Source organism: Rathayibacter sp. AY1E3, assembly GCF_002932235.1.
Lineage (GTDB): Bacteria > Actinomycetota > Actinomycetes > Actinomycetales > Microbacteriaceae > Rathayibacter.
Map to the genome: position 1 here is coordinate 23,358 of NZ_PSVN01000024.1, position 6,274 is coordinate 29,631.

Consider the following 6,274-nt stretch of genomic DNA (forward strand, 5'->3'; position numbering starts at 1 on the left):
CTCGGAGGATCGACGGTCCTCAGCCGCCGCCGCACGCGGAGGGGGATCGGCCGTGGCAGTCGGCTTCCGGCGGAGCGGTGAGCTCCGTGCCCTCGCGCGCCCCCGGCTCCGGGCGGCCGGCGACCCGCTCTCCCCCGAGGGCCACCGCTCCCGGCTGTCCGGCTGGCTCGGCATGCCCGGCGGGCCGGGTCTCGTGCGCCCCTCCGCCCTCGCTCCGGCGTGGGAGGCGCCCCTGCTCCGGCTCGTGCGCGCCGGGGCGCCGGCGGAGGACCTGCACGAGGCGACCACCGGCTCCCCCGAGGGCTCGCGCCTCGCGGCCGTCGTCGAGCTCGTCCGCGACGCCCTGCACTCCGCGGACGACGACCGCGCTCTGCGGCTCACCGGCTGGCTGGTGCGCATCCACTACGACCCGTAGGCCGACTCCTTCCTCCGCCGCTACGGGATCGCGCTGACCGTCCGCCTGCCGCTCAGCGGCGGCCTCGACGTGGAGGTGCCGCTCGACGCCCCGGCGCTGCGCCTGCTCTACGGCGAGCTGGCAGCACCGATGGATCCGACCGCGGCTGCCGTGGCGGTCGAGACCCTGGAGCCGTCGACCCTCGCGGCGTCGACGCTCGCCTCCCTCTACTCCGCCCGCCGCCGCTGGAGCGACGTGGCCGAGTTCTCGGCGCCCGTCGAGAACGTGGACGCCGCCTCCGCCGCGGTGCTCATCCGCCGCGGCGTCGCTCTTCGCGAGCTCGGCGTGATCGAGGGCGCCCTCGAGGCGTTCGACCGGGTGGTGCGCCCGACCGTCACCAGTGCGCGGCCCGTGGAGCTGCGGGCGGAGGCGCTGCTCGAGCGCGCGAGCACGCTCCTCTCGGACGGGCGCACGGCTCCGGCTCGGCGCGATCTTGAGCGCGTGCTCTCCCGCTACCCGGACAGCGCCGCGGCGCACGAGCTGCTGGCGGTCACCGGGCGCTGACGCGACGGAGGGGCGCACCCTCTGCAGGATGTGCCCCTCCGGGGAGTGCGTCGGCTCAGTGCGTCGGCTCAGTGCGTCGGCTCAGTGCGTCGGCTCAGTGCGTCGGCTCAGTGCGTCGGCTCAGTGCGTCGGCTCAGCCCTCGGCCTTCGAGGGCTTGCCCTCGGCGGGCAGGACCTCGTGCGGGGTGTCGCGCTCGTCCTCGCCCTCGGCCTGCGACGGCTTGTCGGACTGGTCGTCCGGGTCCTCGACGGGGCTCGGGGTCTGGTCGCTCATCGGAGTCCCTCCGGCTCGTCGGACGTGGCGGACGGCTCGGGGTGCGCCTCGAACTCCATCCAGGCGCGGTCCAGATCGGCCTGCGCCGACTCGGGCTCGCTGGCGAAGTAGCCGTCGTAGATCGCGCGGCCGCCGTGCTCGGGCAGGTCGTCGCGACCGCCGAAGGCCTGCGCGAAGCGGCCGACCTCGTCGTCCCTCTTCTGCTGATCCCGCAACCAGGCGGGGAAGGTCTGCGTCATGGTGACACCTCTCTCTCCTGCCCTCCAGCCAATCGCCCGCCGCGGATCCGGGCAAGCCCTTCCGCCGCGGGCCCCGAGAGGCCAGGCTCCGCCCTGGAGAAGCGGCGCTCCGCCCTGGAGGAGCGGCGCTCCGCCCTCTAGAGGACATGTCCGCTACAGGGCGCCCCCGCCCCCGCCGCGGAGGAGAGCCGGCCCCTAGCGTGAGCCCGTGACCGACCCCGCTTCTCCGCGCCCCGCCCGCACCGCCGCGGGCCTGCGCCGCACTCTGCTCGCTCTGACCGCGACCGTCGCGCTGCTCGCCGGCACCGCGGCTCCCCTCGCCTCCGCCGAGCCGGACCCGGTGCCGGTCGGGAACGATCACCTCGCCAACGGCGTCGCCGCCTGGGGGCGCTACCTCAACGGGGAGTGGGACGTGCCGGCGGGCATGTCCGACCTCACGGACGTCGCGAGCAGCTACAGCCACACCCTCGCGCTCCACACCGACGGCACCGTCGAGGCCTGGGGAGCGGATCTGGAGGGCGAGCGGGACGTGCCGGCCGGGCTCCGCGAGGTGACGGCGATCACGACCGGGTACCTCCACAGCATCGCCCTCACGATGGAGGGGACGGTCGTCGCGTGGGGCGACGACCGTCAGGGCCAGACCGACGTCCCGGCCGGACTCGGCGGCGTGACCGCTGTCGCCGCGGGCAGCTACCACACCCTCGCTCTGCGGGGCGACGGGACCGTGGCTGCCTGGGGCTCGGATCAGTTCGGAGCGACCGACGTGCCGGCGGGTCTCTCCGGAGTGGTCGCGATCGCCGCGGGCGGCTGGAACAGCCTCGCGCTGCGCGCCGACGGGACGGTCGTGGCGTGGGGCGGCGACGACAGGGGCGCGTACACCGCCCCGGCAGGGCTCCGCGACGTCGTCGCCGTCTCGGTCAGCTACTCCCACAGCCTCGCCCTGAAGCGGGACGGCACCGTCGTCACCTGGGGCGACCCCGCCGACTCCGGCTTGCCGCGGGTCCCCGCCGATCTCGGCGGCATCACCGCGATCGCCGCCGGCATCGGCTTCAGCGTCCTGCTGACGTCCGACGGCACCGTCGTCTCCCTGCACCCCGACGGCGACACGGAGCTGGACGTCCCGGCCGGGATCACGGGCGCCACCGGCATCGCGGTCGGCTTCAACCACGCCTTCGCGATCGGCCCGCTGCCGACCCTCACCGCCGACACCGCCGAGACGCTCGTCAAGACCGGGACCCGCTACTCCGCGACCTTCACGGCGTCCGGCCCGGCCGCGACCTTCGAGGTCTCGTCCGGCGCCCTTCCCGCGGGGGTGGCCCTCTCGCCGGAGGGCGTGGTCTCGGGCAGGCCGACCACCGCAGGCGACTCCACCTTCACGGTGAGCGCGCGGAACGCGTACGGCACCACGGCCGGCGTGCCGCACACGGTCACCGTGGTCCCCGCGAACACCCCGCCCGTCGTGACGGTCGCCTCCGCCACCGACGGCGCCTCCTACGAGAAGGGCTCGGAGCCGAGGGCCGCCTGCGCGATCACGGATGCGGAGAGCGGAACGTTCAGCGAGGAGGCCGTCGTCACCGGCACGCTCGTGAACGGCCTCGGCACCCGCACGGCGACCTGCACCTGGACCGACCCCGGAGGACTGACCACGACCGCCGCCGCGACCTACCGGATCGTCGACACCGGCGTTCCCACCATCGCCGCGACGACCGCGCCGACGGCTCCGAACGCCGCGGGCTGGTTCCGCTCCCCCGTCTCCGTCGGCTTCTCCTGCGCCGACGGCAGCGGCTCCGGGATCCGCAGCTGCACCCCCGCGCGGATCCTGCGCGAGGGCCCCGGCCAGAGCGTCACCGGCACCGCCGTCGACAACGCGGGCAACCGTGCCACGACGACCCGCAGCGGCATCGACATCGACTCCACGAAGCCGCAGCTCTCGTTCACGTCGAAGCCCGAGGGGTCCTACCCCTACGGCACGGCACTCCCGGAAGCGCGCTGCCTCGCGGACGACGCGCTCTCGGGCCTCACCGGCGACTGCGTGATCACGGGCGGCGGCCGCTCCGTCGGACCGCATGTGTACCGGGCGACCGCGACCGACCGGGCGGGCAACGTCTCGACCCTCACCGCGTCCTACACCGTGACCCCGTGGACGATCGGCGGGCTCAGCACCTCGGTGAAGAGCGTGGCCGCCGGAGCCGCGACCGGCATGACGTTCCAGGTGACGTCCACGTCCTCCGCGGGAACGTTCCGCCACTCCGCCCTCGCCGACGTGCGCAGCGTCACGCAGAAGCAGACCTCCTGCACCGCCGGCGCCGTCCTCACCGGAGCGCCGACGACCACCCTGACCGGACGCCTCCGCTACGACACCGCGACGAACCGCTACGTGAAGGCGTGGACGGTGCCCGCGAAGCGGGGCACCTGCTGGACGCTGACGGTCACGACGGCGGACGGCAGCACGGGGAGCGCCCGGTACTCGGTGAAGTAGCGGCGCCGGACGGCCGCCGCGGTCCGGTCAGGCTCCCGCCGCGGCGTACCGCTCCGCGAGCACGCGGAACGCGGCGGCCAGCTCGGGCGGCTCGGCCCCGGCCATCGGAGCGTCGAACCGGCCGAACGACGCGGCGAGCGCCTCCCACGACCAGGCGCCGAGGGCGAGTCGGCAGCCCGCGTCGCCGAGGTCCTCCACCTCCCCGTCGCCCGCGTAGGGCAGGACCTCGGCGGCGGGCGCCTCCAGCACCACCGAGCCGCGGCACGGCCACCCCTCCCCGGGCGCTCCGCCGCGGAACCGCGCCTCCAGGAACTCGGCGGGACTCCCGCCCGGCAGCACCCGGCGGCGGAAGCGAGCCCCGCGGGGCGAGCGCGGCTCGAGCCGGTCGACGCGGAACACCCGCCAGTCGTCGCGGTCGAGGTCGAAACCGATGAGGTACCAGCGGCCCTGACGCGCGACCAGGTGGTGGGGCTCGACGCGGCGCACCGCCTCCGCGTACGCGAAGCGGAACACCTCCGAGGCCCGGACGGCCGCCGCGACCGCGACCAGCCGCTCCGGAGGGACTGCGGGGGCCGGCGCCGCCGCGACCGTGAAGCGCAGCGCATCAGCTCGGGGCCGGAGCCGGGCGGGCAGGACCTGCCGCACCGTCGCCAGCGCACGGGCCGACGCCTCCTCGAGCCCCGCGATCGGCGCGCGCAGGGCGGCGGTGAGGGCGAGCACCTGCTCGTCGTCGAAGAGCAGCGGCGGGAGCTCGGCGCCGGCCTCGAGCCGGTACCCGCCGTCGGGGCCCTTCGCCGCGTCGATCCGGTAGCCCATCGTGCGGAGCCGGTCGACGTCGCGACGCACCGTGCGCGGCGCGATCCCCAGGCGCTCGGCGAGCACTCCGCCCGGCCAGTCGCGGCGGGTCTGCAGGAGGGAGAGGAGCAGGAGGAGCCGCTCGGTCGTCGTGGGCACGTCCCGAGGGTATTCCGAGAAGAGGACCGTCACCGTCCTCTTCTCCTGGGAGCGTCGGGGCACCGGGTGATCGACCCGGCACGACTGCGAGGAGCGCACCATGAGCATCACCACGACGACCCACCTCAACTTCCGCGGACAGGCCCGCGAGGCGCTGGAGTTCTACGCCTCGGTCACGGGAGGCCGGGTCGACGCGATGTCCTACGCGGACGCGAACGCTGTCACCTCGCCCGACGAGGCCGACCAGCTGATGTGGGGCCAGGTCGTCTCCGAGGCCGGCTTCCGCGTCATGGCGTACGACGTCCCCGCGCACACGGCTTACGACCCGGGCACGATCCCGGTGTTCGTGTCGCTGCGCGGCTCCGACGCCGAGGAGCTGCACCGCCTCTGGGACGGCCTCTCGGAGGGGGCAGCGGTCGTCGTGCCCCTGGCCCCGGCGGCCTGGTCGCCCCTCTACGGGATGCTGCGCGATCGCTTCGGAGTGACGTTCGTCGTCGACCTCGAGGTCGCCTCGGGCTGAGGCCCGCGGGCTCGGCGGCGGGGCGCGTCCCACTGCGGACGCGCCGGCCGCCGACTCGGTACGCTCAGCACCGGATCCGGTCGGAGGGACGCTGCATGCTGGAGACGATCTCCGAGGCCCTCTCGCTGGTCACCCTCCCCCTCGGCGTGCTGTTCCTGCTCGCCGCGTTCGTCGCGGCGCTGATCGACGGACGCTGGCTGACGACGACCGCCTACCTCGAGGAGGGTCCGCCCCTCGCGCTGCACTGGGTGACCCGGGCCGGCGAGGTGCGATCGCGTCCGCTGTCCGCCGGGGACCCGCTGACGCCGACACGGTCGGACCAGCGGGAGGTGCACTACCGCGAGGAGGATCCGCACCGCATCCGCCTGCACCGGTGGAGCGACGCGGTGCGGGCGCTGCGCCTGACCGGCCTGATCCTGCTCGGGGCGGGCGTCGTCCTCGGGATCCTGTCGACGGCACTGGCGGTCCTCGCCTAGGCGACGCTCCGTGCGCGAGGATCGGACCCGTGGATGCGGAACGGGTTCTCGGAGACGGTCGGGCCGACGGGGTGTGGTGCCGGCTCGGGGAGCCGCTGACCGTCGCGCAGATCGCGCGCGGCGGGCCGGCGTGGCTGTGCCTGGACGCGCAGCACGGCGCGTTCGACGACGCCGCGGTCCTCGCCTCCCTGCGCGCGCTCGGCGCCGTGAGCGGGAGGCCGCCCGTCGGCGTCCGGGTCGCCGGGCTCTCCGACGCGCTGATCGGCAGGGCGCTCGACGCCGGAGCGGACGTCGTGGTCGTCCCGATGATCGAGACGGTCGAGGAGGCGCTCGCGGCCGTCCGCGCCGCGCACTACCCGCCGCTCGGCCGCCGC

Annotated in this window: 9 protein-coding genes; 6 read left to right on the forward strand and 3 right to left on the reverse strand. The window is 75.3% G+C overall.

What is annotated here, in order from left to right; all coding sequences use genetic code 11:
• Positions 1–52: 52 nt before the first annotated feature.
• Positions 53–415 (forward strand): hypothetical protein, encoded by a 363-nt coding sequence (locus C5C53_RS15130; RefSeq protein WP_104267910.1) that lies wholly within the window; start codon positions 53–55, stop codon positions 413–415.
• Positions 416–484: 69 nt separating this feature from the next.
• On the forward strand, positions 485–958 hold the full coding sequence (locus C5C53_RS15135; protein ID WP_104267911.1) for a tol-pal system YbgF family protein: 474 nt from the start codon (positions 485–487) through the stop codon (positions 956–958).
• A gap of 133 nt (positions 959–1,091) precedes the next feature.
• Here the strand turns inward: C5C53_RS15135 and C5C53_RS17205 are convergent, their stop codons facing one another.
• Both C5C53_RS17205 and C5C53_RS15140 read right to left on the reverse strand, forming a co-directional pair.
• Positions 1,092–1,232: a hypothetical protein gene (locus tag C5C53_RS17205; protein ID WP_159940045.1), complete on the reverse strand. Its 141-nt coding sequence runs from the start codon at positions 1,230–1,232 to the stop codon at positions 1,092–1,094.
• Complete coding sequence (locus tag C5C53_RS15140) at positions 1,229–1,471, reverse strand: hypothetical protein (protein WP_104227148.1); 243 nt, start codon at positions 1,469–1,471, stop codon at positions 1,229–1,231. The genes C5C53_RS17205 and C5C53_RS15140 overlap by 4 nt, the downstream gene beginning before the upstream one ends.
• 208 nt (positions 1,472–1,679) lie before the next feature.
• On the opposite strand from C5C53_RS15140, the gene C5C53_RS15145 reads away from it, so the two are divergent.
• Positions 1,680–3,950 (forward strand): PxKF domain-containing protein, encoded by a 2,271-nt coding sequence (locus C5C53_RS15145; RefSeq protein WP_104267912.1) that lies wholly within the window; start codon positions 1,680–1,682, stop codon positions 3,948–3,950.
• Positions 3,951–3,977: 27 nt separating this feature from the next.
• Here the strand turns inward: C5C53_RS15145 and C5C53_RS15150 are convergent, their stop codons facing one another.
• Positions 3,978–4,904, reverse strand: a complete 927-nt coding sequence (locus C5C53_RS15150; RefSeq protein ID WP_258075437.1) for a YafY family protein — start codon at positions 4,902–4,904, stop codon at positions 3,978–3,980.
• A 100-nt stretch (positions 4,905–5,004) separates the two neighbouring features.
• Here C5C53_RS15150 and C5C53_RS15155 point away from each other — a divergent pair, with 100 nt between their 5' ends.
• The 3 genes from C5C53_RS15155 to C5C53_RS15165 all read left to right on the forward strand — a co-directional run.
• Positions 5,005–5,424, forward strand: coding sequence for a VOC family protein (locus C5C53_RS15155; RefSeq protein WP_104267913.1), 420 nt, complete (start codon positions 5,005–5,007; stop codon positions 5,422–5,424).
• A gap of 95 nt (positions 5,425–5,519) precedes the next feature.
• The gene (locus tag C5C53_RS15160) at positions 5,520–5,900 is read left to right on the forward strand and encodes a hypothetical protein (protein ID WP_104267914.1); all 381 of its coding nucleotides are present in this window, start codon (positions 5,520–5,522) and stop codon (positions 5,898–5,900) included.
• 29 nt (positions 5,901–5,929) lie between these two features.
• On the forward strand, positions 5,930–6,274 hold a 345-nt coding region (locus tag C5C53_RS15165; RefSeq protein ID WP_258075438.1), incomplete at its 3' end, for an aldolase/citrate lyase family protein.